Source organism: Thermanaerothrix solaris (genome assembly GCF_032334255.1).
Classification (GTDB): Bacteria; Chloroflexota; Anaerolineae; order Anaerolineales; family Anaerolineaceae; genus Thermanaerothrix; species Thermanaerothrix solaris.
Map to the genome: position 1 here is coordinate 1,234,279 of NZ_JAUHMF010000001.1, position 25,170 is coordinate 1,259,448.

At 53.2% G+C, this 25,170-nt stretch carries 29 protein-coding genes; 7 read left to right on the forward strand and 22 right to left on the reverse strand.

The features are described from left to right. Positions 1–5 precede the first annotated feature (5 nt). Complete coding sequence (locus QYE77_RS05705; protein ID WP_315624410.1) at positions 6–722, forward strand: DUF554 domain-containing protein; 717 nt, start codon at positions 6–8, stop codon at positions 720–722. Between the two features lie 19 nt (positions 723–741). Here the strand turns inward: QYE77_RS05705 and QYE77_RS05710 are convergent, their stop codons facing one another. The 14 genes from QYE77_RS05710 to QYE77_RS05775 are packed head-to-tail and all read right to left on the reverse strand — an operon-like array spanning position 742 to position 12,916. Further along, the gene (locus tag QYE77_RS05710) at positions 742–1,440 is read right to left on the reverse strand and encodes a DsbA family protein (RefSeq protein WP_315624411.1); all 699 of its coding nucleotides are present in this window, start codon (positions 1,438–1,440) and stop codon (positions 742–744) included. A 26-nt stretch (positions 1,441–1,466) separates the two neighbouring features. Then, complete coding sequence (locus QYE77_RS05715; RefSeq protein WP_315624412.1) at positions 1,467–2,333, reverse strand: GNAT family N-acetyltransferase; 867 nt, start codon at positions 2,331–2,333, stop codon at positions 1,467–1,469. Between the two features lie 14 nt (positions 2,334–2,347). Further along, positions 2,348–2,893 (reverse strand): tetratricopeptide repeat protein, encoded by a 546-nt coding sequence (locus QYE77_RS05720; protein WP_315624413.1) that lies wholly within the window; start codon positions 2,891–2,893, stop codon positions 2,348–2,350. Positions 2,894–2,911: 18 nt separating this feature from the next. After that, positions 2,912–3,595 (reverse strand): helix-turn-helix domain-containing protein, encoded by a 684-nt coding sequence (locus tag QYE77_RS05725; RefSeq protein WP_315624414.1) that lies wholly within the window; start codon positions 3,593–3,595, stop codon positions 2,912–2,914. A gap of 21 nt (positions 3,596–3,616) precedes the next feature. Next, a complete protein-coding gene (locus tag QYE77_RS05730; RefSeq protein ID WP_315624415.1) occupies positions 3,617–4,942 on the reverse strand; it encodes a CpaF family protein in 1,326 nt (441 codons plus the stop codon). A gap of 8 nt (positions 4,943–4,950) precedes the next feature. Then, positions 4,951–5,259, reverse strand: coding sequence for a DUF6812 domain-containing protein (locus QYE77_RS05735; RefSeq protein WP_315624416.1), 309 nt, complete (start codon positions 5,257–5,259; stop codon positions 4,951–4,953). 16 nt (positions 5,260–5,275) lie between these two features. Further along, positions 5,276–5,983 (reverse strand): response regulator transcription factor, encoded by a 708-nt coding sequence (locus QYE77_RS05740; protein WP_315624417.1) that lies wholly within the window; start codon positions 5,981–5,983, stop codon positions 5,276–5,278. 22 nt (positions 5,984–6,005) lie between these two features. Next, positions 6,006–7,205, reverse strand: coding sequence for a GAF domain-containing sensor histidine kinase (locus QYE77_RS05745; protein WP_315624418.1), 1,200 nt, complete (start codon positions 7,203–7,205; stop codon positions 6,006–6,008). Then, positions 7,192–8,268: a sensor histidine kinase gene (locus QYE77_RS05750; RefSeq protein ID WP_315624419.1), complete on the reverse strand. Its 1,077-nt coding sequence runs from the start codon at positions 8,266–8,268 to the stop codon at positions 7,192–7,194. Before QYE77_RS05750 ends, QYE77_RS05745 begins: the two co-directional genes overlap by 14 nt. Continuing rightward, complete coding sequence (locus QYE77_RS05755) at positions 8,247–9,836, reverse strand: amidohydrolase (RefSeq protein WP_315624420.1); 1,590 nt, start codon at positions 9,834–9,836, stop codon at positions 8,247–8,249. The genes QYE77_RS05750 and QYE77_RS05755 overlap by 22 nt, the downstream gene beginning before the upstream one ends. A 10-nt stretch (positions 9,837–9,846) precedes the next feature. Beyond that, positions 9,847–10,695, reverse strand: coding sequence for a ParB/RepB/Spo0J family partition protein (locus QYE77_RS05760; protein ID WP_315624421.1), 849 nt, complete (start codon positions 10,693–10,695; stop codon positions 9,847–9,849). Then, positions 10,692–11,498, reverse strand: coding sequence for a ParA family protein (locus tag QYE77_RS05765; protein ID WP_315624422.1), 807 nt, complete (start codon positions 11,496–11,498; stop codon positions 10,692–10,694). The genes QYE77_RS05760 and QYE77_RS05765 overlap by 4 nt, the downstream gene beginning before the upstream one ends. Positions 11,499–11,513: 15 nt before the next feature. Beyond that, positions 11,514–12,365, reverse strand: coding sequence for a PfkB family carbohydrate kinase (locus tag QYE77_RS05770; RefSeq protein ID WP_315624423.1), 852 nt, complete (start codon positions 12,363–12,365; stop codon positions 11,514–11,516). Between the two features lie 29 nt (positions 12,366–12,394). After that, complete coding sequence (locus tag QYE77_RS05775) at positions 12,395–12,916, reverse strand: zinc ribbon domain-containing protein (RefSeq protein ID WP_315624424.1); 522 nt, start codon at positions 12,914–12,916, stop codon at positions 12,395–12,397. 177 nt (positions 12,917–13,093) lie between these two features. Here QYE77_RS05775 and QYE77_RS05780 point away from each other — a divergent pair, with 177 nt between their 5' ends. Genes QYE77_RS05780 through QYE77_RS05795 form a run of 4 tightly spaced genes read left to right on the forward strand, consistent with a single transcriptional unit; the run spans position 13,094 to position 15,906 of the window. Next, positions 13,094–13,357 carry a hypothetical protein gene (locus QYE77_RS05780; protein WP_315624425.1) on the forward strand — a complete coding sequence of 88 codons (264 nt, stop codon included), beginning with the start codon at positions 13,094–13,096 and terminating at the stop codon, positions 13,355–13,357. A gap of 12 nt (positions 13,358–13,369) precedes the next feature. Next, complete coding sequence (locus QYE77_RS05785) at positions 13,370–13,768, forward strand: cupin domain-containing protein (protein ID WP_315624426.1); 399 nt, start codon at positions 13,370–13,372, stop codon at positions 13,766–13,768. Positions 13,769–13,825: 57 nt separating this feature from the next. Beyond that, entirely contained in the window at positions 13,826–15,046 is a 1,221-nt protein-coding gene (locus QYE77_RS05790; protein WP_315624427.1) for a Tm-1-like ATP-binding domain-containing protein, read from the forward strand. A gap of 29 nt (positions 15,047–15,075) precedes the next feature. Continuing rightward, complete coding sequence (locus QYE77_RS05795; protein WP_315624428.1) at positions 15,076–15,906, forward strand: phosphoenolpyruvate hydrolase family protein; 831 nt, start codon at positions 15,076–15,078, stop codon at positions 15,904–15,906. A 73-nt stretch (positions 15,907–15,979) separates the two neighbouring features. Here the strand turns inward: QYE77_RS05795 and QYE77_RS05800 are convergent, their stop codons facing one another. Beyond that, positions 15,980–16,933: a class II fructose-bisphosphate aldolase gene (locus tag QYE77_RS05800; protein ID WP_315624429.1), complete on the reverse strand. Its 954-nt coding sequence runs from the start codon at positions 16,931–16,933 to the stop codon at positions 15,980–15,982. Between the two features lie 154 nt (positions 16,934–17,087). On the opposite strand from QYE77_RS05800, the gene QYE77_RS05805 reads away from it, so the two are divergent. Further along, the gene (locus QYE77_RS05805) at positions 17,088–17,420 is read left to right on the forward strand and encodes a thioredoxin family protein (RefSeq protein ID WP_315624430.1); all 333 of its coding nucleotides are present in this window, start codon (positions 17,088–17,090) and stop codon (positions 17,418–17,420) included. A gap of 25 nt (positions 17,421–17,445) precedes the next feature. Then, on the forward strand, positions 17,446–19,332 hold the full coding sequence (locus QYE77_RS05810) for a S9 family peptidase (protein ID WP_315624431.1): 1,887 nt from the start codon (positions 17,446–17,448) through the stop codon (positions 19,330–19,332). A gap of 14 nt (positions 19,333–19,346) precedes the next feature. On the opposite strand, the gene mnhG is transcribed toward QYE77_RS05810, so the two are convergent. From mnhG to QYE77_RS05845, 7 genes are read right to left on the reverse strand one after another with little or no spacing between them, the layout of a single operon-like run. Then, positions 19,347–19,763 (reverse strand): monovalent cation/H(+) antiporter subunit G, encoded by a 417-nt coding sequence (mnhG, locus tag QYE77_RS05815; RefSeq protein WP_315624432.1) that lies wholly within the window; start codon positions 19,761–19,763, stop codon positions 19,347–19,349. Beyond that, on the reverse strand, positions 19,763–20,026 hold the full coding sequence (locus QYE77_RS05820; protein ID WP_315624433.1) for a monovalent cation/H+ antiporter complex subunit F: 264 nt from the start codon (positions 20,024–20,026) through the stop codon (positions 19,763–19,765). Before QYE77_RS05820 ends, mnhG begins: the two co-directional genes overlap by 1 nt. Next, a complete protein-coding gene (locus QYE77_RS05825) occupies positions 20,023–20,502 on the reverse strand; it encodes a Na+/H+ antiporter subunit E (RefSeq protein ID WP_315624434.1) in 480 nt (159 codons plus the stop codon). The genes QYE77_RS05820 and QYE77_RS05825 overlap by 4 nt, the downstream gene beginning before the upstream one ends. Then, complete coding sequence (locus tag QYE77_RS05830) at positions 20,499–21,998, reverse strand: Na+/H+ antiporter subunit D (RefSeq protein WP_315624435.1); 1,500 nt, start codon at positions 21,996–21,998, stop codon at positions 20,499–20,501. Before QYE77_RS05830 ends, QYE77_RS05825 begins: the two co-directional genes overlap by 4 nt. Then, the gene (locus tag QYE77_RS05835; protein ID WP_315624436.1) at positions 21,998–22,399 is read right to left on the reverse strand and encodes a Na+/H+ antiporter subunit C; all 402 of its coding nucleotides are present in this window, start codon (positions 22,397–22,399) and stop codon (positions 21,998–22,000) included. The genes QYE77_RS05830 and QYE77_RS05835 overlap by 1 nt, the downstream gene beginning before the upstream one ends. Before the next feature lies 1 nt (position 22,400). Further along, entirely contained in the window at positions 22,401–22,814 is a 414-nt protein-coding gene (locus QYE77_RS05840) for a Na+/H+ antiporter subunit B (protein ID WP_315624437.1), read from the reverse strand. Next, positions 22,798–25,155 (reverse strand): putative monovalent cation/H+ antiporter subunit A, encoded by a 2,358-nt coding sequence (locus QYE77_RS05845; RefSeq protein ID WP_315624438.1) that lies wholly within the window; start codon positions 25,153–25,155, stop codon positions 22,798–22,800. The genes QYE77_RS05840 and QYE77_RS05845 overlap by 17 nt, the downstream gene beginning before the upstream one ends. Positions 25,156–25,170 lie beyond the last annotated feature (15 nt).

The window sequence follows — 25,170 nt, forward strand, 5'->3', positions numbered from 1 at the left end:
GCATTATGGTAGGCACTGGAACATTGCTAAACGTCACAACTGTATTGATCGGTGGCTCTCTCGGCCTTTGGTTGGGTGGGCGCTTGCCCGAGCGCCTGCGTCAAACCGTGGTAGCCGGCTTAGGATTATTCACCTTGGCCTACGCCCTGAAAATGTTCCTCACCACCCAAAACTCCCTGGTTGTATTAGGGAGCATCTTGATCGGCGCCCTCTTAGGTGAATGGTGGCGTGTTGAAGAGGGTTTGGGGCGACTGGGTCAGTGGTTAGAAAAGCGATTTGCGCACCAGGATAGTGCCGCGAGCAGTCAGCGTTTCGTCCGTGGTTTTCTCACCGCTTCGTTGGTCTTCTGTGTTGGCCCAATGACCATCCTGGGCTCAATTCAGGACGGCTTGACCGGTGATTACCAGACCTTGGCCATCAAATCGGTGCTCGATGGGTTTGCATCGTTAGCCTTTGCTTCTAGCCTAGGTGTCGGTGTGTTATTTTCTGCGCTGGTGATTTTAGTCTATCAAGGTAGTTTAACCTTGTTGGCGGCACAAATTCAGCAGATCATCAGCGCACCGATGATGACCGAAATGAACGCTACCGGTGGGGTAATTCTCATGGCCATTGCAATTGGGGCATTGCTGGAAATCCGCCCCATTCGCTCTGGCAACCTGCTCCCTGCCCTTTTTATTGCACCGCCCCTGGTCTGGATCATGAGCCGCCTCGGCTTGTATTGAGGCGGCTCATGAAATGACCTTACGGCTGAGTACTGGAAGCCAACGCCTGGTCAATGGTCGCAAACAGTTCTGTTTGCCCCACCAGCGTACCATTGACGTCGAAGGTGGGAGTGCCAGTTACGCCTTTGCTGCGCGCGTATTGACCATCTTCTTGAACTTTTTGGCGATATTTACCACTTGCCATACAGTTATCATATTGGGCAAGATTGAGTTTCAGGTCCTGGGCAAATGCCCGCAACAACTTTTCGGTCATTGGCAAATCGTAATTGGCAAAGATGTAGTCGTGAAATTCCCAAAACTTGCCCTGATCCATAGCGCAGTAAGCGGCTTCCGCTGCCAGGAACGACTCGTCACTGATAAAAGAAAACGGCGTATATGTGAAATAAACCTTACCTGTTGCCACATACTCTTCAACTAAACGCCGCTCTGACTCGCGCCAGAAAGCAGCACAATGCACACAGCGAAAGTCCGAGAACTCCTCTACTTTGACCGGGGCGTTAGGGTCACCCACCGAGGTAGCATTTACCGGTGAGCGTTCGATCGGTTCGGGGCGAGTAAATTCAACCGGGCGATTACTTAGGATTAATACGACCACCACAGCAATTGCTGCCAAAGCAACAAACACCACGGCAATAAGACGTTTCTGGCGCTGACGTTGTTGTTGTAATTCGCGGTAGGAGACCCGTTTGCTTTTAGACGTACTTTGAGAAGACGGCATTGAAACCTCCTCTAAAAATGATAACGTTAATGAGTATAGAGATAAACCAGATACTCCTCACCGGTGAGACGGAATCCCGCCTTCTGGTATAGGGCAAGTGAGGCCTGGTTATCTTGCTGTGTATTAACGGTTAACTGCGTCACTCGATAGGAACGAAAATGGCGAATCACATCATTGAGCAGGGCTTGTCCAACCCCATGGCGCTGCCAGGAAGGATGAACCGCTAGGCGCGCCAGATGGGCATTCATGGGACTGAGGGTGCTGAATTGAAACCCAACGATCCTATCGGCAATTACAGCCACGCTGGCATACGCCGCCTGCTGCCAGGAACGATAGATATCCGCGGCGCTGTTACGCCATAACCACTCAAAGGCACTGTTATCTATGCTTGCCACGGCCTCCAGGTCGTCCATACCCATAGGACGAATGGTGACCCCTAATCTTCTCAATTCGTTTTCATGCTCACCCGGAGGATCGTTTAGGCTCCGCCAAAGCGTGACCACATGTTGATACAAGGTAAAATGCTCTCGTTCCAGCAAGTGTGCAAACCAGGGGCGCAGCGCAATGGCTGCCAGCACATTTTGATGGGCTAAGGTTTCCCACACTTTGGGAAAGAGCGCATGCCATGCTTCAGCAGGTCGTTCCCATTCGGAACATGCAAAAAGACGCACCCACGCAACCCCAGGCGGATCCGGTGGACAGGCCAAGGCTGCATCCACCCGCTCACCAGTGAGCAATAACCAAAACGGTTGATGCCCAAGCCAATCTAAGGGAGTGCGCCAGTCGAGGTGACGATGAATATAGCGGCCACCTTGTAGGAGTTGACGCAGATGGGCGATATCTTCAGGAGTGGCGCGACGAAGTTGACGCTCAATAATCACCGCTGATTTCAACCCTGTATCCTGCCTTACTTAATGCCCATGACACGCCGAAGTACACCGAAAAGCGATTTTAATGCTTTTTCTCGAGCAGAAAGGCGCGGTTGGTGTTCTAGGGCATCGTCCATACTAAAAACGGCCGCGATCTGGTTCCCCATCTTTACGTGCAAGGCGGAAATGCGCCGTTTCACCACAGCGTAGTTTTCATTGTCCCCCACAGCCATAAGCCGTTCTGCCGCTTCACGGTAGACTGTTAACGCCTCTTCAAGCTGCCCCAAAGCCTCTAACGCCGCCGCCCAGTTGCCTAATGCCAGGGCTTGGCGATGTTCATCCCCAGCGTGAGCAAAAATTTCCACAGTACCCTCGACACACCGCAACGCCTCATCCGCTCGATTGGCTTGTAGCCACGCCACACTGGCATTGTTGCGCATTTCGGCCGCCTTGAGGACATCACCCATTGCCTCATAACCTTTGGCAATCTCTTCATAGAGGCGAGCCGCCGTTTCAAAAGTCCCCTGCGTGTAGGCTGCTTGGGCTTCTGCTAGTTGAGAAGATAGATCAGGTGTTTTCTCCATGTGGTGGATGACCTCAACTTAATAGGTGATTTCCAATAGAGATTCGGCCACCGCACGCAGTTTATCCGCCGAGAGTTCGCTTAATCGCATGGCCAATTCCAGATAGGGGCGATTGACCGGTTTTCGGATAAACGCCTGCACTTCCTCCGGTAACTCCAGAAACTGCTGGATCGCCTGATGACGCAAACGCCACTCTCCCACCGGGCCGCGCTGATCAAATAGATCCTCCAGGCGCAAATCCAGCGCATTTGCGATTAATTCCAACTCAGGCAGTGGAATCGGGTGAGTTCCAGTTTCGTATTGTTCTAGTAAATGCTCATCTAAACCCACCCGCCGCGCTATATCGCCCTGGGTAAGGTTACGCTGTTGGCGGGCTAAGCGCAAACGGGCTCCAATCATACGCTGACGCAGGCTCAAGAGAGTGTGTAAATTCTCGGGAGGTAGCGGGGGTTCGGTTTCAGAAAGGGCTCGGCTTTCCCAAAAATGCTCCAGTGGAACATCCAGATAGAAAGCCAGTGCCTCGAGTTGGGGCAGCGATGGGGCCAGTTGTCCGGCTTCCATGGCTTCATACTCCTCGACCGTGCAGCCCATCGCTTGAGCACATAGCGCTGTCGAATGATGACGCGCCAGACGGGCGTCGCGCATTAGCAGACCCAATTTTTTCGTCCGCAATCGCACTTTTTGTTCAAAGAGTGTATCCATGTCTCCTCCCAACCCAATTCCTCACCGCCTGCGACCCGAGATCATCTCGGTCAAATTAGCCCCAAATACCTCAGGCCCCAACTTGAATCCAGCCGCCTCTAACCGCGGGGTAAACATCGGACGTATTCCAGTGGGTTTCACTTCACCCAAAACCCGGCCATCGGGTCCAATGCCAGTTTGTTCGAAGCGGAAGATTTCATTCATCACTACCGTATCCCCTTCCATCCCCACTACTTCAGTAATTGAGGTCACCTTGCGGCTACCGTCTCTCAAGCGCGACTGGTGGATGATCAAATCAATAGCAGAGGCAATCTGTTGCCGGATAACACGAACGGGTAAATCCATCCCGGCCATCAAACACATCGTCTCCAAACGCGAGATGGCGTCCCGCGGTGAGTTGGCGTGCAGGGTGGTCAGCGAACCATCGTGACCAGTATTCATCGCCTGCAGCATATCCAGTGCTTCGCCCCCGCGTACTTCTCCAACCACGATGCGATCCGGGCGCATACGCAACGCGTTACGCACCAAATCCCGCACCGTAATAGCCCCCTTACCCTCCGAATCAGGGGGCTTGGTTTCCAAGCGCACCACATGTTCCTGTTGCAACTTCAACTCTGCTGCGTCTTCAATCGTAATGATTCGTTCATCGGCGGGAATAAACGATGAGAGCACGTTAAGCAATGTTGTCTTACCGGAACCGGTTCCACCCGATATGACGATGTTAAAACGGGCAATGACGCAGGCCCGAATGAACTCCGCCATAGCCGGGGTCAGGGAACCCAATGCGATGAGTTGATCCACCGTCAGTTTATCCTTTTGAAATTTGCGAATCGTGATCGTCGGGCCATCAATTGCGACAGGTGGAATGACGGCGTTCACCCGTGAACCATCTGGCAAGCGTGCATCTACAGTTGGGCTATCAGCATCAATCCGCCGTCCTAACGGCAGCACAATTTTTTCAATCAAACGAATCACCTGGTCATCATTCACAAACGTAATATTCGTTTTGATGATCTTACCCTTGCGCTCAATATACACCTTTTTAGGCCCATTGACCATAATTTCACTGATCTCGGGATCGTCTATTAACGGCTGCAAGGGACCAAACCCTAACAACTCATCCAGAACTTCACGAAATAGTTGCTCGCGGATTGGAGTTGCCAGGTTGATCTTAAGACCAGCGTAGATTTGCTGCAAAGCCTGAAGGACAGCTTCACGCCGCTGGTCTCCTTGGATGTAATCTTTGCCTTCTAACTCCCGCGCTACAGCGTTGACCAAGTGATCCCTGAGTCGAACCAAATCAGGGTGTAATGGAGACGGAGTTGTTGTACTGCCACTTGTAACCATAGGTCTTCTCAGTCTTCTCCAGCTTCAGGGGACGGCATTAGTTCCTCTAATGGGGTAATCCAAACAATTTGTTGAACCTGCAAAGCCAGAAAATGGGTGCGCAGGACAATCTGTTCCCCGGTTGTATCATAAATTGTAGCCTCGGTAACGGCTAAAAACGCCCCTGTCTGATCCAGTTCATCCTTGAGGCGCTCATCCGGGCGCACATGCACCTGTCCATAAATACGATGTGTGGGTGTCTGAATCACCACATTGACCGGGCGTTTGGTAATCACGCGCGTAAAGAACTTACCCTTTTCGTCAAATTGGGTCACCATGTTATCGCTCCACAGTCTATCCTATTGCGCTTGAGTCCTCTGCCGGCATTAAGTAACCCAACCCCGGACGGGTAAGAATATGCTGAGGATTATGCGGATCATCCTCGAGTTTTTGGCGCAAGCGTGCAATACTCACCCAGAGGATCTCTTTATCCTCACGGTACGAATCTCCCCATACTGCAGATAACAATTCCTCGGCACTAAGCACCACCCCTGCGTGTTGGGCAAAATGGATAAGCAGCCGATATTCCGTTGCTGAAAGAAACACCGGCCGATCGCCCTTCCACACTTCTGCTCGTGCCAGATCGATCTTTAAGTCCTTATGCACAAAATAACGTTTGCTTACCTCTTGCTGGGAGGTCTTGGCGCGCCTTAGCACCGCCCGCACTCGCGCCACCAACTCCATCGCCGAGAAGGGTTTCACCACATAGTCATCTGCCCCCACGTTCAGCCCTTTGACCCTATCTTGTTCTTCCCCTTTGGCTGTCAAAATGATCACCGGAACATCTGAGAATTGGCGGATGCGTTCGCAAGTAGTAAAGCCATCCATGCCCGGCATCATCACATCCAGGATCACCAGATCAGGTTGTTTACTCGTCACCTGCTCAATCGCTTCTGTGCCATCACGCGCAACATAAACCTCATAGCCTTCCGCTTCAAGGTTAACGCGCAAGAGATGACGATAACGTTGCTCATCATCCACAACCAAGATTTTTGTGCCCATTTAAGCCCAACACCTCCTTCCCCTATGGCTTCCAGGGCAAATAAATATGAAAAACAGTGCCCTGTCCCAATTGTGATTCCGCCCAAATCTGGCCATAGTGCGCCTGGATAATTTGCTTACAAATGTACAAACCCAGCCCGGTTCCATGTACAGAGGGTTGTATATCGGGCACACGGAAAAAACGTTCAAAGATTTTCTGGCGATATTTTTCGGGAATGCCCGGACCGCGGTCGGCGAAAGCGAGATGAACACCTCCGGCATCGGGTGTAATTTTAATGGAAACCGGAGAACCTGGTGCATATTTCACCGCATTAGAAAGTAAATTTTCAAAAACCTGCGCCAGGCGTTGTGGATCCGCTAATATCGGACTCAGTGGTTCATCAAGTTGAACACTCACCTCCAGTTCGGGATGGCGCAACCTAATTCGTGCCACCACATCACTGACCAGCGAATCCAATCGCACTGGTTGGAAATTCATCTTGATCCGCCCGGTCTGCAAACGTGCCGAATCGAGCAGATTATCAATTAATTCCTGCATGCGATCGGCCTCTTGATCAATAATGTTTAGAAATTCACGTTGTGTAGCGGCATCCCAGGTAGCGTCCGGGCGTAGCAACGTGGTGGTGTATCCTTTGATAAATCCTAATGGGGTGCGAAATTCATGCGAAAGCGCCGAGATAAAATCTTCCTGGGCTTGCAAACCGCTGTATTGAATTTCCAGGCGTGAAATCTCGTGTGCTAACCGTTCCCGTAAAATGGCCTGTGCCAACTGCTGGCCGAAAAACTCCACAAATGGAAACGCTACCGAATCAAAGGGCGGGCCACCAAAGCGGATCCAAATCAGTGCCCCAAGCAGTGTTTCCCCCACTTGGAGAGGTACACCCAACATATAGGGACGTTGTAAGCGATCTTCGATGGTGTCGGCTGGTTCTTGAAGGATTAACTGCCGCTGTTCCACCACCTGATTGCTCAGCGCTTCCCCCCAAGCCACATCGGCTTCAGCAGATTTTCCACGTCCGGTTGCGCGAGCAAAGCCGACCTCAAGATTCAAGGTAACCGGATCCAGCAAGTACACCACCAGATTATCAAACACAAAATGGGGACGTACCACCTGAATGGCCTCATCCATCACCTTCCGCCAAGAAGATGCTTGCCCCAATATACGACTTAGAGCAAAAAGTGCTTCAACTGGTAATACTTGGGGAATATCACCCACCTTCATAATTGCTCTTCACCTCCTCATTAGAGAACACACGCCGCAAGAGAAATGAAAACCGACTTCCACGCCCTAATTCAGAAGCCACTGAAATTACAGAATCGTGGGCCTCGATGATCTTTTGAGCGAGTGAAAGCCCCAGTCCTGTCCCTCCATAGCGACGGGTGGGAGAACTATCTAACTGATGAAAAGGTTCAAACAGTTCCTGCAAGCGATTTGCCGGAATCCCAATCCCGGTATCGGTAACGCTTACTTCCACGTGTTCATTCATCAATTCGATGGCCAAGGTAATATGCCCGCCGGCCGGAGTAAATTTGACGGCATTATCCAGTAATTGATGAACAACCCAACCAATTTTTTCCCAATCACCATAAACTAATAACTCCCCGTTTGTGGGGCATCTCAATTCCAGGTCCAAGTGATGATCACGAGCACGAGGGGATACCTGCTCGATAATCTTGTGACACAAATTGCAAAGATCAAACGGTTCAATTCGAACCGGTAAATTTCCTCGTTCCGTCGTCGAGAACAAGATCAGGTCTTCAATCAAGCGTTCCAAGCGGGCAATCGCCTTCTCCATAGTGAGCAAAGCTCGATGCTGTTCTTGATTCAGCGGCCCTAGATCACCTGAGAGTAGAAGTTCATGATAGCCCTTCAAATGCGTAAGGGGCGTGCGCAACTCATGCGAGATATTGGCTACAAAATTGGCCTTCAACTGGTTGAGTTCGGAGAGTTTTTGTAGCGCCCGCTCTAGTTCTGCCGTGCGCTGTTGCACCCGCTGTTCGAGTTGGGCATTGCTTTCTTCAAGGGCAGTGCGCAATTGAAGCACATACTCGGTAATCGCATGATCTAAAAGGGTCTGGCTGATTTTGCCCAATTCAACTAACAATTGCCCTAACAGGGGTACCTCTCGCCCCTGTTCGCGTAATTTTGCCTGGTAATCCAGTACAGCGTCCAAATCATCTTGCGAGAGAAAGCCGCGCTCAACCAGGTAATCCCCTAAACGAGGCACCAATAATTCAGGTTTAAGGATTGGGGGTATCGAATTCACATCTCTTCCGTCTGCCATACCCACTCTCCCCCCACCATGGTCGCAACTGGGTGTAATTGGTGCAGATCTTCGGCTGGCATTTCCCATGGGTTCCGATCCAGAACAATCAAATCTGCGTAATAACCTGACCGTAGGCTTCCGAGACAATTTTCCAATCCGGCTGCATAGGCTGCACCAAGGGTGTAGGCTTCAATCGCTTGTTGAACGGTAACTCGCTCTTGAGGATACCAACCTTCCGGGCCGGGTGTCCCATCCAGACGCCGGCGGGTTACTGCCGCATGAATTCCCCAAAACGGGTTGGGCGATTCCACTGGCGCATCCGAACCGAATGCCAGCCGCGTTCCTTGGCCAAGCAAGGTGCGGTAAGCATATGCATAACGTGATCGTTCACCCCAATAGCGGTCGGCCATTTCCATATCCGAGGTTGCATGTATGGGTTGCACTGAAGCGGTGACATTGGCTTGGGCCAATCGCCCGATATCTTGGGGACGCAAAATCTGAACGTGCTCAATCCGGTGGCGCAGGTGAGGCTTTCCAGTGTCATGTTCCCATTGGCGTAACTGTTCTAAACCGGTGAGTACCTCCGCATTCGCACGGTCACCGATTGCATGCACCGCCAAGCTTAAGCCAACCTCTCCCGCCTTACGCCCAATTTCAAATACCTGCTCTGCCTCCAAGAACAACAGGCCATAGTCTTCTCGTCCAAGATAAGGCTCAAACATGGCTGCCGTTTGTGGCCCTAACGCCCCATCGGCAAAAAGTTTAACCCCTCCGATGCGCAACCAGGCGTCCCCAAAACCGCTCCCAACTCCAAGCACAACCGCCTCATCCAGTGCGTCAAGCGGGAGACTCTTGAGCACACGCAATTTCAATTCACCTTCGCCACGCAGTCTTTGCAACGCCATAAAACATGTGCGCTGATCAAAATCATGAACGCCGGTTAAGCCCATCTGCCAGAGGATTGGCAGAGCCGCTCGAATTGCCCTGGCAACATCCTCCACCTCCGGCTGAGGGATGCAACGTTGCACCAGATCTACCGCCGCCTCAAATAAGATACCCGTGGGATGCCCTTGAGCATCGCGTTGAATCCGCCCCTCGCTAGGATCAGGGGTATCGGGCCCAATTCCGGCTAAGCGTAACGCCGTTGAATTGACCCACGCCGCATGAAGTGACTTGGCAGTGAGAAAAACCGGGTGTTGAGGGGCAATAGCATCTAAATCCTGGGCTGAGCCAAACCCTTCGGGCCATTCGTTTTGGTTCCAGCCGTGCCCTAAAATCCATTGGCCAGGTGGGGTCTGAGTGACACGTTCGGCCACCCGTCTCAAACATTCTGCCCGAGTCGCCGTAGCACAGTCCACCCGCTGCAAACTAAGCGCCAGATGCTGCAAATGAATATGCGCATCGGTTAACCCTGGCAGGATAATCTTCCCGTCCAAATTTTGAACCGTTGTGCCCGGTCGAGATAATGCCAAAATGTCAGTCTCACGACCTATGGCCACAATTCGATCCTGTTCAATCGCCAGGGCAGTTGCTACGGGTTGTTGTGGATCGAGAGTAAAAACACGGGCGTTGTGCAGGATCAGCATACCCTTTACCTCAGCCCAATAAGATCTTTAACAATGTCTCTAATTCCTCATCCGAGTAGAAGCGAATGATCAAACGCCCCCCTTTCTTTCCCCGCTGCAATGCCACCCGCGTCCCTAGGCGCTCTTCCAGGCGCGCTTCTAAATCCCGCACCTCCGGAGGAGCTCCAGAACGCGCCTTAGATGCTGAACGCTGCCCTTGATAACGTTGCACTAACGCTTCTGTCTGGCGCACACTGAGATTTTGGCGCATCACCACGGCTAAAACCGCTTCTTGCGCCTGAGCGGTGGGAAGCCCTAAGAGCGCCCGGGCATGACCTTCGCTGATTTTCCCCTCAGCCAGGGCTGCCCGGACAGACAAGGGTAGTTTGAGTAATCGCAAGGTATTGGTTACCGCCGCTCGGCTTTTGCCAACCTGATGGGCTATATCTTCATGGGAAAGTCCAAAGTCCTCATGCAGTTGACGATATGCTTCAGCCGTTTCTAGCGGGCTGAGGTCTGCGCGTTGGAGATTTTCGATCAAAGCCAACGCTAGGCGTTGAGCATCACTGGTCGGTCGTATCAGCACCGGTACCATCTCCAGGCCAGCCTGACGGGCCGCCCGCCAGCGGCGTTCACCAGCGATTAAGGTATACCGCCCATCTCCCTCCGGGCTGACCAAGAGGGGTTGCAATATTCCATGCTCGCGGATGGACGCCGCCAGATCTTCTAACCCCTCGGCCTCTATCTTACTTCGCGGCTGATGTGGGTTGGGAACAATCTGGTCAACAGGCACATAAGTTACCCCACCCTCCGCAGGCGTCCCACTTCCACCGGGGATCAAGGCTTCGAGTCCTTTGCCTAAACCACCTTTGCGTGTCATGCCAACCCCTGTTGGGTATCAAATACGGGGATCGTTAGCCCATCTCCTTGGAGCAATTCGCGCGCAAGCGCAGCATAGGCTTTGGCCGCGCTCGACTCAGGAGCATAGACTGAGATCGGCATGCCATATGAGGGTGCTTCGGCTAGACGGATACTCCGCGGGATGATGGTTTGAAATACCTGGGTGGGAAAGAAACGCCGCACTTCATTAACCACGTCGAGGGCCAGGCGCGTGCGCCCATCAAACATGGTCAAGATCACACCACGTACGCTGAGATCCGGAAAAATCGAAGTTCGCACCCGCTGAATGGTTTGCATCAATTGTCCCAGCCCTTCCAGCGCTAAATACTCACATTGCACCGGGATAATGACGCCATCGTGGGCAGCCACAATGCCGTTGATCGTCAGCAAACCCAATGAGGGAGGACAATCTATCAGAATGTAATCATAACGTTCAATTAGAGGCTGTAGTGCCTGGCTCAAACGATATTCCCGCCTGGCAACCTCGATTAACTCAACCTCTGCACCAGCCAGTGCCGGTGAAGAGGGTAGGATGGAGAGTTTAAAACGCGGATTGTGCAGGATATTCGCTCCCGCGGGTTGAAGCCCCAATAGAGTTTCATAAATTCCACTGCGCACAGTGCGTTTATCAATTCCCAACGAAGACGTGGCATTGGCTTGGGGGTCCAAATCCACCAATAACACCCGCTGCCCATAATAACCTAAATACGCCCCAAGCGAGATTGCAGAGGTTGTTTTACCCACCCCACCCTTCTGATTGACAAATGTATACACTCGTCCCATGACACTTACCCAGTTTTAGGGAATAATTTCAATAAGTTTCTCCTGGGCTTCAGCAGGCGTGGGGACCCCTAGAAGCCCCGGTCGTGTTACTGAGATTGCCGCCAGTTGGGTCGCGTAGCGCGCGGCTTCCCAGGGATCGTGGGTTTGATGCAAACGAATAAAAAAGGCCGCCGCGAACACATCACCGGCCCCGGTTGGATCCACTTCTTGCACCATGGGGGGACGAAAATAACGCAAATCGCCGTTCCAGTATAAGCGCGCCCCCGCCGCGCCCTCGGTCACCACCAACACCCGGATTGATGCCAACATCTCCTCAATGATTATCTCGTTCCCTGCCACATCTTCCACGCTTAATACCGCCGCATTAGCAGCTTCGAGCACATAGCGGGCTTCCGGCCATTCGGTAAAATGCACCCGCCCTCGGGAATCCCACGCCCGTAGCCAACCCTGCGGTGTCAAGCCGATAAACGACTCGGGAAAGGAACGCACCAGTTTGGGATCAACCTCTTGCGCGACCGGTGCCAAGTGAACGATGGGTGTCTTCCGCCAGGCCTCTGGTATCATGTTCAATTGCAAAGGCGCAGCAACGTGGTGCAGAATCTGTTCTCGACCATGTACCCCGGGTAGGTTTTCAAACGTTGTAGTATGATCTGCTGGCCAGGCCATGACCTGCACCTCACTGAGCAGGCTCAGGTCGGTTTCCGGGTGACATGAGGTCACCACCCCAACGCGCAACCCCATAGCCCGCGCGGTCAGAGCCGCATAGGCCGCCGTACCCCCCAGTACCGGTCCATTTGGGGTCAGGTCCTGGGTAACGTGACCAATGACCAGATAATCAATAGGTTGAACAAACAAGGTGTAGCGCATGGTGTCAACAATTATAACGATGCCAAAGACTAAGAGGAGGATTCAACAGAGGGCGGTTCTTCATTTATCAGCGTAGTCTGTAACGCTTCATCCAGGGTGATATTTTCACGCCGCGCCCCCGGAACCGCTGTGCCACAATATGGGCAAATATTCCAGGCCAGTTCCATTAAGCGCCCGCATTGATGACAGCGCTTGCGCAAGCGGGTATAGCAACTCGGGCACACCACCCAATCCAGCATCACCTTACGGCCACACCCCGGGCATTGAGGTGTCTCTTCAATGGTTTGAAGGAGCGCCTCTTCCTCAAGGCTGCGCTGGTACTCTTCTTCTAAGGTGTGAGAGGGGCGCAAGATTAGGTAGATCAACACCCCGGGTAGGAACAGCACCGCTGCTACCAGTGTGGCCAGAATATGCACCAGGGGATCACGGGTACGTTGGCGAATATCACGATAGGTCCAAAAGATCAGGCTCAACCATAGCGCAGCTACAAAAGCCGCCGCGAAGCCCGTCAGAATCAGGATAAAGTTGCTCAAAACACCCGGATCAAGCATCAGTCATCCTTTGGGATGATTATAGCATGGGTTAAGAGACACTAAGGGAAAGGCCACGAACCGATCTTGATTGTATCGGTTTTCAAATCTCCCTATAATAAATTGTAGCAAGCGCGGGTGAATTATAAAGGGTTGGTTAGCAGGCATTCTGCTCGATCTTTTCTTAGCAGTTAGAGTATGGGGATTATCCTCTCGGCTGGCGTGGGCTTTATGGTCTACTCGATGCGCTGGGCAAAAGTCTTTCAGGAGGGATCTTTGGCCTTCTTTAACGGCATTACAATGTGTTTAGGGGTCTATTTTAGTGGATCTTATCCCAATATCATTGCTGCGCCTTGGAACACCGTGTGGGCAGGCATTTGGGCATCACTCATGGCTATTTTCGGTGTCTGCTTGGGTGTGTTCAATATCTGGCTTACGTTTCCCAAAGAGGTAAAAGACTAGAAGGGAGGAAGAATGAGCAAGTACTTTGTCTCTCCTGAGGAGGTTGAAACTCAAGCCTTTGACTGGGGATTGCTCAAATGGATGAGCGCCCCCAATGTAACTGGTGCACAGAAATTTAGTGCAGGGGTCGTCTTATTAGCCCCCGGCAAGGGTCACATGACTCACAATCATCCGGGACCGGAGGAAATCCTCTACGTCATTTCCGGCTATGGGCGGCAAACCGTCGCAGACGAATCCATGGAATTAAGACCGGGGATGATGGTCTTTATTCCCGAGGGCGTCAACCATAGCACCCTCAACACTGGCTGGGAAACCCTCAAACTTATTGCCATTTATGCCCCTCCTGGCCCTGAGATCGCCCTGCGCGAACTTCCCGATTGCCGCATCCTACCACCCGGTGAACTGCCATAACTGGCACCAACCTAACAATTCCATCTTCTAAAACCATTCAGCAAAAGGAGGTATTCTATGACTAAGACCGTTGTGATTGCAGGTGCTTTAGACACCAAAGGCGCAGATTTTGCCTTTCTAAAAGAATTGATTGAACGGGAGGGGGTGAATACCCTGGTCATAGACTTCGGTGTCATGGGCGAACCGGCCTTCCCGCCCGATATTACCCGTGCGGAGGTGGCCCAAGCTGGCGGTGGAGATATTGCCTATCTTGCCACTGGTGAGCACAAGGACGAAGCCATGCGCATCATGGCCGAGGGTCTGGCCGTCGTGGTGCGCCGCCTGTACGACGAAGGGAAATTGGACGGCATCATCAGCATGGGGGGTAGCGGCGGCACCTCCATTGCGACAACTGCCATGCGCGCTTTGCCTATCGGCGTGCCCAAGGTGATGGTTTCTACCGTTGGTGGTGGGGATGTTTCAGCCTACGCCGGCACTAAAGACATTACCTTTATGCCATCCATTGTAGATGTGGCCGGACTCAATCGCATTAGCCGCGTCATTTATGCTAACGCTGCCGGTGCCATCGCCGGGATGGTCAAGATGGAACGCCCCTCCGCAGCCGAAGCAAAGCCCATCATTGTAGCCTCAATGTTTGGGAATACCACCCCCGCCGTCAATCATGCCAAAGGCATCCTCGAAGCCGCAGGGTACGAGGTGCTGGTCTTCCACGCCACTGGTACCGGTGGGCGGGTGATGGAATCCCTGATCACAGATGGCTACGCCGTGGGCTCCCTGGATATTACCACCACCGAATTGGCCGATGAAGTCTGCGGTGGCGTCCTCAGCGCCGGGCCAGAACGTTGTCTGGCAGCGGCACGCGCCGGTATTCCGACCGTGTTGGTGCCCGGCTGCGTGGATATGGCTAACTTCTGGGGAATGGATACCGTTCCTGAGAAGTACCGCAACCGTAAACTCTACCAGTGGAATCCCAACGTCACCTTACTCCGCACCAACGTGGAAGAAAACATCAAAATTGGGGAGATGATAGCCCGTGCCGCCAATGAATCCAAAGGTCCGGTAGCGGTGTTGATCCCACTCAAGGGTGTCTCAATGTTGGATAGCCCCGGTGGCGCCTTCTGGGATCCCGAGGCCGATCGTGCTTGCTTCGATGCCATCAAGCGCAATCTGCGCCCCGATATTCCTTATATTGAGTTGGACTACAACATTAACGACCCTGAATTCTCCGGCAAGGTCGCCGAAACCTTGCTTGAGATGCTGCGCAAACAATCTCAATAAATCACTAATGCGAAGGGAGGGATGTTAGTATGGCTTTCACACGTCAAGAAATCCTAAACCGTTTAGAGGCCCAAGTTAAAGCCGGGCGCCCCATAGTGGGCTGTGGTGCCGGCACCGGAATATCAGCCAAGTTCGCTGAGGCCGGTGGGGCCGACCTGATCATCATCTATAACTCCGGGCGCTACCGCATGGCTGGGCGCGGTTCATTGGCCGGGTTGATGCCCTACGGTGACGCCAACGCCATTGTGGTCGAGATGGCTTCGGAGGTGCTCCCTGTGGTCAAGAATACCCCGGTGCTGGCCGGTGTCTGCGGTACCGATCCGTTCCGTCTGATGCCGGTCTTCCTCAAGCAACTGAAGGAGATTGGCTTTTCCGGCGTGCAGAATTTCCCCACCGTGGGGCTGATTGACGGCAACTTCCGCGCCAACCTGGAAGCCACCGGCATGGGCTATGATAAAGAAATCGCCATGATCAAACTGGCCCACGAAATGGACCTCTTCACCTCGCCTTACGTCTTTGATGAAGATCAAGCCAAGGCCATGGCTGAGGTTGGGGCCGACATCTTGGTGGCGCACGTTGGCCTAACCACCTCAGGGAGCATTGGCGCCGGAGTGGCTCTAAGCCTGGATGAGGCTATTGATCGCACAATGCGCATGGCCGAGGCTGGGCGCAAAGTGCGCAAGGACATTATGGTGATCTGCCACGGTGGCCCATTTGACGAACCGGATAACGTGGGTGTAGCCCTGAAACGCATGCCCGGTGTGGTGGGCTTCTTCGGTGCATCCAGCATCGAACGCCTGCCGGTTGAGCGTGCCATTCGGTCTCAAGTTGAAGCATTCAAGTCCTTAACCCTGGCGTAACACCCCCCTATAATGAGAGACCCCATGGCTTATTAGTCTGCCATGGGGTCTCTCATTCGTCATTAACACCGGGCTATGCTAAACCTAACATTTTGCGAATTTCCGGCAACTTGCCAGCACTGCCAAGTTTTTCGTTCTTGTGAGCAATCATCTTAGCATACTCGGCCATAAAAATCTTACCGATGGGACGAAAATCCACCGCTTCAGGGTGTTCTTTCAGGTATTCGCGATGCACGCGGACCCACACCAAGCGCCCATCGGTATCAATATTGACTTTAGTAACCCCTAATTCCGCCGCGCGTTTGAAAAGATCCTCATCCACCCCCTTGGCGCCTTTGAGGTTGCCACCCGCCGCGTTAATCCGCTCAACTTCCTCCTGAGGAATCGAACTGGCACCGTGCAACACCAAGGGGAAGCCGGGTAAGCGCTTCTGAATCTCGGCCAGGACATCAAAGCGCAGAGTCTGTGCCCCCGAGAACTTGTACGCCCCGTGGCTGGTACCAATCGCTACCGCCAGCGAGTCACACCCGGTCCGTTCAACAAATTCTTTGGCCTTATCGGGATCGGTTAATTTTGCCCCGGCTTCATCCACCGCCACATGTTCCTCAACACCCCCCAACTGCCCCAATTCTGCCTCTACCACCACGCCCTTGGCATGAGCGGCCTCGACCACACGTCGGGTAATGGCCACATTGGTCTCAAAATCCTCGTGGCTGGCGTCTATCATCACTGAGGAATAAAATCCACTGTTGATCGCATCATAGCAGGTTTCTTCATCGCCGTGATCCAGATGTACAGCAAAAATGGCTTCGGGGAAAAGGACATCCGCGGCACGAATAATGGCCTCGAGCATAGACTTATGGGTATAAGACCGTGCTCCCTTACTAATTTGGATGATAAACGGCGCTTGGCTTTCGATGTTACCGCGGAACAGCCCCATCGCTTGTTCCAGGTTATTGATGTTATAAGCCCCGATTGCGTACTTGCCATAAGCGGCTTCAAATAATTTCTTGGTGGTGACGATCATGCCTTTTTCTCCTTCCTGAATAGTTTTTATACGAGCCGAACAGGTTGTATTGACAAGGAATTGCTCATATTATATCCACAAATCCTGCCCAGGGTGAGGAGAATCGGCTATACTTGAAGACGTTATTCCTAATTCGTGTGGAGCAAATATTAGAATGAACGACTCCTTTCCTCTAATCCACGAAAATGACTTCGAATCAAAAGTCTTATCCTCACCTCTCCCTGTCCTGGTTGAATTCAGTGCTGTTTGGTGTGGCCCTTGCCGCCGCTTAGAACCAGAACTGCATAAACTGGCCGAAATGCTCGGTAACCGTGTCCAGTGCTATAAGGTTGATGTGGACGAAAATCCTGACTTGGCATTTCGCTTTCAGATTCTTAGTGTGCCCACGGTCATTCTATTTCAAAACGGCGAGCCCCGTGGGCGCATTAACGGTTACCAGCCTTACCCTAGACTATTGGAAATCTTCTCGCCTCATTTTGATCTCTAAAGCACCCTCTTTTGGTGAAGGCATTATGAGCGCTCCTTCCTCTACCCAACCGTTTGGCCTGTGGCCCAGCCCGATCAACAGCGCCTTCCTGGCCTATCGTTTACGCTTTGATGATGTGGAATGGAGCGGGGATGGTCAGCACCTTATCTGGGTAGAAGGCCGTCCCAATGGCCAAGGCGTGCTGGTCTCAGCGCCTATCGGTGGTGCACCCCGTGACCTGACGATAGAACAATGGGTACGTGGCGGTGTGGGCTATGGAGGCGGCGAGTTTACCGTTTGGAAGGATCAAATCATCTTCACCGAGAAACAAGGCTGCCTTTATCGCTGTGGGTTACATCACCAAGCACCTCAACCCCTCACACCCGCCTTCGGTTTTGCGGCTTCACCGGTGATTTCTCCAGATGGGCAGTGGGTGGTCTACATTTGGACGGATCATCAGACCGACCTGCTGGCGTTAGTAGATCGAGAAGGCCATTTGTGGCCGATGAAACTGGTTCAAGGAGCGGATTTCTACATGCAACCCGCCTGGCATCCTAGCGGGCAAATGCTGGCCTGGATCGAGTGGTATCACCCCAACATGCCCTGGGAAGCGACCTGGCTGAAAATCGGCACCCTTGAAGGCACTCCCCCGCACTTAATCAGCGAGGAACCCCTGGCTGGCGATGGCAGTCTTACGGTTACCCATCCACTGTTTTCACCGGATGGACGCTTCTTGACCTACATCATTAATCAGGGTGATTGGGATCAGTTGATCCTGCTCGATCTACAAACACGCCAGCGCCGCATCTTGGTTGAAGGGGATGGCGTTCTTCTGCGTTATCCCGCTTGGGTGCAAGGGATGCGTTCGGTGGGATGGAGTCCTAATGGGCAACGCCTCTACTACCTGCGCAATTACGGGGGGCAGGCAACCCTGTGGTGGGTAGACATTGACCAGGGACAATCCCACCCCATAGATACTGCCCCCTATACCTGGCTAGCCCAATTGGCTGTCTCCCCGCGACGCGATGAACTGGCCGTGCTCGCCTCCGCCCCCGATATTCCCGACCGCATCCTACGCTGGGATGGCGAGCGATGGCATATCGTCGCTCACAGTGATAGTGAACACCTCCCGCCGGAGTACCTTCCTCGCCCTCAGCACCTATCCTGGCAAGCGGAAGATGGTCTAATCGTCCATGCCTGGTATTACCCGCCCACCCATCCACATGTGCGGGGTGAAGGGTTGCCCCCAGCCATTGTCAATGTCCACGGTGGCCCTACCTCGGTGGCCTATGTGCGCTACAACCCAGAAATTGCTTACTTCACCTCCCGCGGCTACGCCTGGGTAGAACTTAATTACCGTGGCAGCAGCGGGTATGGACGCACGTACCAGGACGCACTTCGCGGACGTTGGGGGGTGAGCGATGTCGAAGATGCCGTCGCGTTAGCCAACCTTTTGGAAGAACAAGGCCTGGCAGATGGAAAACGACTGGTTATCCGAGGCAGCAGTGCGGGCGGTTACACAGTGCTGAACGTGCTTGCGCGTTACCCCGAACGCTACCGTGCCGGCCTTTGCCTCTACGGGGTCAGCAATCCATTTACCTTGGCCATGGAAACACATAAGTTCGAATCCCACTACACCGATACCCTGGTAGGCCCCCTACCTCAAGCTGCTCAAATCTATCGTGAGCGTTCCCCTATTTATTATGCTACCCAAATTCAACGCCCCTTGGCTGTATTTCAAGGGGCTGAGGACCGGGTGGTACCTCCCAATCAGTCAGAAACCATTGTCGAGGCTCTGCGACGGCGGGGTATTCCCTGTATTTACCGCCTCTACCCCGGAGAGGGACACGGCTTTCGAAAAGCCGAAACCCTGACGGATTATCTCCAAACCGTCGAGGCATTTCTTAAAGAACACGTCCTCTTCAGCATCTGACCTCGAGCCAGAGGTCAAGCAGTAAAATCGTCACCCTCTTCGCCTTCTGGAATCACTGCTTCCACCGGTGGAACAACCTCGCTATCCAGACGGTGATCTACGCGGCTGTAATGTCCACGCAACTCATCCAGTACAGTGCCTTCCCACAACGGCACACCGTCAAAATAGGCCGCCCGGCCAATCATATGGGCGGCCACGGGCACGGTGAGCAATAGAAACACAATGATAGCCAGAACCCGCACCGCAATGCTAAACTCGTTGAAATAAACCGCCGCCGCCAGCATCACCAGACCACTGCCCAGGGTCGCCGCTTTGGATGTGGCCGACATGCGGGTATACAAATCCGGCATACGCAATACGCCCAAACTGGCTAGGAACATGAACGCTGCCCCTCCAATCATAAGTGCATCCACTAAAATCTCGCGCGCCATCACACCCTCCGCTCAATGTAGTACGCAAAGGCTACCGTCCCCAAGAACGAGACCAAAGCCAGGATGATGGCCACATCTAAAAAGGCAGCCTGATCGTTCAAAATGGCGTACGTGGCAATAATCCCGATCAACAGAGTTACCATCAAATCCAAAGCCACTATCCGATCTGGAAGGCTAGGACCGCGGAATAGGCGAATGAACGTCAGAATCATCCCCGCAGTTAAAACGGAAAGGATAAGTATTGCAACCAGGGTAAGGCTCATGTTTCAAACAACTCCTTGATTCGACGCTCGTAACCTTCTTTAACTTCGCGGCGGATTACCTCGGGGCTTTCAAGGAACAGCGTATGTAAGAAGAGAGTCCTTAAATCGTTCGAAATATCCACCGAAAGTGTTCCCGGAGTCAGGGTAAGCATATTGGCCAAAAAGACTGCCGCCGAGCGAGTGCGTAATGACAATGGCACAGCCACAATAGCGGGACGTAAATGCTTTTTGGGATCGCGTGAAAGCACGATCCGCGCCACGCGCAAGTTCGCCAGCACTAATTCCCGCAAGTAAAATCCCAGAAACAAAAGAGCCAGTGGCATCTTGCGGAAATAATTTGGTCCGATTTGGCGCGCCGTTAACCAGAGGGCAAAGTAGCCCAAAATGAAACCAAAAACCAACGTGGGCACATCAAACTGCCCCATCAGGGCTGCCCAAGCCAGCGCCAGCAGGACATTGAGCAAGAGCAAATTCACGGCATACCTCCCATTACGGCGGCAACATAGGTACCTGGATCCAGTAACTGCGCCGCGGCGCGCAGTGCAAACGCATATAGGGGCTCTGCCCAAAGGCCCAACCCGATGGTGATCAGCCCCATCACCACTATTGGCGCTATCAGCGCGAAACGCTGTCCCCACGACCCGGAAAGGGGCCTCAACGCACTCTCGGCGGGCTTCCAAAAGGCTTCCTGCCAAATCTTAGTCATAGAGAACAGCGTGAGCAGGCTCACGCCCAGTGAAACGCCCACGATCACCCCTTGTCCCTGGGCCAAACCTGCTTGGACCAAGGCCAATTTGCCAAAAAAGCCCGAGAGGGGCGGGATGCCGGCCAGCGAGAGGGCTGGCATGAGAAACCCCAGCGCCAACCAAGGATATGCTCGGTATAACCCTCCCAAGTGGCGCAAGTCAAACGTCCCCCCCAGGCGATACATCACCTCAGCAACCAGAAACAGCACGGCTTTAGCCATAATTACATGCACCATAAAATACAGGGTAGCCGCTAATGAGGATTGGCTGAAAAGCCCTAATCCCATCAAGAGATATCCAATCTGACTGATAATGTGGAAGGAGAGAAGGCGACGGATATCATATTGCGCGGCAGCTCCCAACACGCCGGTTACCATGGTCAAGCCCCCCAACACCAGTAGCAGTGTATGCGTAAACGCGACATCGGCCAGGAAGAGCAACGTGAATACCCGCACCAACGCATACACCCCTACCTTGGTCAACAATCCTGAGAACAAGGCCGTTACCGTTACCGGGGGCGTATGGTAAGACGCCGGTAACCAGAAAAAGAGGGGAAAGACCGCAGCTTTAATGCTGAAAGCCACCATATACATAACCGCAACGGTGGTCACCAGATCCGGCGCAATGGTAGCGCGCAGACGGATGGAAAGATCCGCCATGTTCAGCGTGCCGGTCAGGCTATACAGCACCGCGGTCGCAGTGAGAAACAATGCCGAAGAGAGAAGATTCAAGATCACATATTTCAGCGCCCCTTCCAGTTGCGCCCGCTCGCCTCCCAACGCAATCAGCACAAACGAGGCCATAAGCATGACCTCGAACCACACATAGAGGTTGAAGATATCGCCGGTGATGAATGCCCCGCACACCCCCATAAGAAGGACAAAAAACAAGGGGTAAAATCCAAAGCGCAGTCGTGCTTCATCCATGCTACCAAGCGAGAAAATGGCAATTAGCAAAGCCAGACCGCTCGCTACGGTCACCATCAGCGCACTAAGACGATCCACCACCAATGAGATACCATAAGGGGGTGGCCAGTTCCCGACCTGTACAACCTGAATTCCCTCTCGCTCCACCAGTCCAAGCAACGCCAAACCACACCCCAAGAGTAGAGCACTTCCAGAGACTGCGATAACCCGTTGCCAAACCAGTTTATGCCAGGCAAGCAAGGTCAGGATAGCAAGAAACAGCGGTAAAACGAGGGGCGAAAGCACCAAGTAGTCTGCCATCAATGTTCCTCCACCTCGTCGTCTTCATGATAATGATCGGGGTGATAACGGGGTTGAATATCCGTATCCCGTAACTGATTTAGATCACTGGTGCCCAAGGTCTGATAGACCTGGCGCATTAAGGTGATGGCAAATGCCGTAACGCCAAAACTGATCACGATTGCCGTCAGGATCAAGGCTTGGGGCAAAGGATCTGCATATGGGGGTTGTAATGCTGTGGCTCCCATTGGGATGAGCGGTGGGCGCCCACGCACCAAGCGCCCCAGGGTAAATATCAGCAGGTTGATGGCATTGCTGAGAATAATCAGCCCGATCAACACCTTGACCAAATTGCGTCGCATCATTAGATAGAGCGAAACGGTAAATAGAACTCCCACCAACAAGGCTAGGGCCAGTATCATCTCAATCCTCCGCTAGGGTAAATAAAATCAGCAGCGTAGTTCCCATCACCGTCAAATAAACCCCGATATCGAAGATCAACGGTGTGCCCACCTTGCCAACTACCGGTAATGCTTGCTTCCACCACAGTCCGGTCATGAACGGTTGCCCCACCAACCAAGCCACCATAGCACTGCTCAAGGCGACCAACAACCCTGCGGCGATCAACACCCGCGGCTCAACGCGGAGCAATTCACGGGCGGCGGCCACCCCCTCCGCGATCATATAGAGCACAATCGCCACGGCTGCCACCAAGCCACCAACAAAACCACCCCCAATCTCATTGTGTCCGCGCAAGAGCAGGAAAACCGAGAATACAATGAGCAAGGGCATTAAATAACGCGTGGCAACGGATAAAATCTCAGAGCGTCCTTTCATGCACCACCTCTTCCTCTTCTTCGTTTAACCCCTCAAAATGAACCGCCAAATGCCCCAACGTCAAACGCACCAGGGCATAGACCCCAATTCCAGCCAGGGCAAGCACGGTAATCTCACCCAACGTATCCAAGCCGCGAAAATCCACCAGGATTACATTGACCACGTTTCGACCGTTGGCCAGAGACAGGCTGTTTTGAGCAAAATAATCAGAAATATGGGGCACCAGGGGACGCGCAGTCACAATCAAGATAATGGCGGTCATTAAGAACCCACCCCCGATTGCCACCAATAAGTCTAGGAAACGGGTCGGAGAAGGGGCCAAGCGAGTAAATTTGGGCAAACGGTAAACCACCAGTACAAAAAGGATGACCACCAGCGTCTCGATGGCGAACTGCACCATCGCCAGGTCAGGGGCGGAATAAATCAGGTAAACCGCCACCAATCCATACCCAATCATCCCCATGGTGGCTACCGTAGCCAAGCGGGAACGTAAACGGGGGATGACCACAGCCGCAGCAATCATTAATGCCACAATGGCCCCTTCATAAAAGCGAATTTCTCCCCACCCCCCAACACCCAACCAGGTCAACCGGCTGAGTAATGTAAAACCGGTGAGCCCGACGGTGGTAAGGATAACCGCCATCACGTAGAGACGCAGATAGCCGTTCTGAATTAAGCGTGTCTGCCAGGCCGCAAAGCGACGCATGCCGTGAAAGAGATACTCATATATCCGGGCTGGCCCAAAAGGGGCGAGAACCTGCCAAAGCCACCCACCCTGCCAGAGCCAGCGATAACCGGCCCAACCCAACCCTCCAAGAAGCATAGTAAGCAGGCTCAGTCCAAACACCGGCGTTAAGCCATGCCAGAGCACCAATTTGACCTTCAGTGAGTGTTGGAGAACGCTCTGCGCCGCGCTCTGAACCATTGGGCCGGCGAATAGATTCGGAAATAAACCGCCCAGGAGTCCCAATGTACTCAACACCAGCGGCCCCAGCCAGAACGCAAGTGAAACTGTATGTGGCTCATGAGGGAGATCACGTTGACGTTTCCAAAACGGCCCCACCGCGACCAGCCCCGCCACCACAAAGGTCAACGCCCCGGCCAGGATCGCCCCGCCCAAAGGCAACACAGAGAGCCAAGTGCCTTCCGCCAGGGCTTCATAGAAAACCTCTTTGGCCACAAACCCCAATGCCGGCGGTAACCCGGCCATGGAAATTCCGGCCAGGGCTGCTGCCAGCGTTACCCATGGCAGAACGGGTGCCAAGCCCCCCAGGCGTTCAACATCACGGGTGCCCGCACTGTGATCCACCGCACCTGCCACCAGAAATAACGCCCCTTTATAGAATGCATGCGCCAGGATATAGAGTATCGCCCCCTTGACCGCTAAATCGGTGCCTAACCCCAGTAGTAAGGTCATTGTTCCCAGTGCACCAACGGTCGTGTACGCCAGCAAACGCTTGAGATCACGTTGGCCTACGGCCAATAATGCGCCGGTCAACATCGTTACAAAGCCCACACCGCTCACTAGGGTTGACCAGAGCGGTGTTCCGGCTAGAACCGGGGTGAGGCGTGCCAGTAAAAATACCCCCGCCTTGACCATGGTAGCCGAATGGAGATACGCACTCACCGGGGTTGGTGCCGCCATCGCATTGGGGAGCCAGAAATGAAAGGGAAATTGAGCCGATTTGGTGAACGCTCCGATCAATATCAGAAGCAAAGCACTGGTATAGAGTGGGCTGGAACGGACTACTGCGCCATTTTGATTGATGACGCTTATCATTCCACTCCCGGCCATCTGGCTTAAAAGCACCAATCCGGCCAAGAGGGCCAGACCACCTCCGGCGGTGACTAATAAGGCTTGCCACGCTGCCGCACGCGAGGTGTAGCGCTGATGATCAAAGCCGATTAAGAGGAAAGACGTGATGCTGGTCAACTCCCAGAAGACAAAAAGAAGAACCAGATGGTCACTGAGCACAATCCCCAACATGGAGACCATGAACAGGGTGATGATGATGAAAAAACGTCCCTGGTAAGGATGCCCAGCCAGATAACCACCGCCGTAGATAATGACCAACGCACCGATTCCGGTGACCAAAAGGGCAAATAAAAGCGCTAGCCCATCCAAGCGAAACGCCAGATCAACCCCCAGAGAGGGTACCCAGGCGTATCGCTCCTCAATCACCTGCCCCTGAATCAAGATAGTTGGTGCTTGGGTCAAGAAATAACCCAACCATCCCAGCGGTAACAGAGCAATGAGCCACCCACTATGGGCCTGAAAACGACGGTATAACACTGGAATTAACGCCGCAGAGAAAAATCCAGATAGGACAATAACCAGCATCCTCCCTCCTTTCCT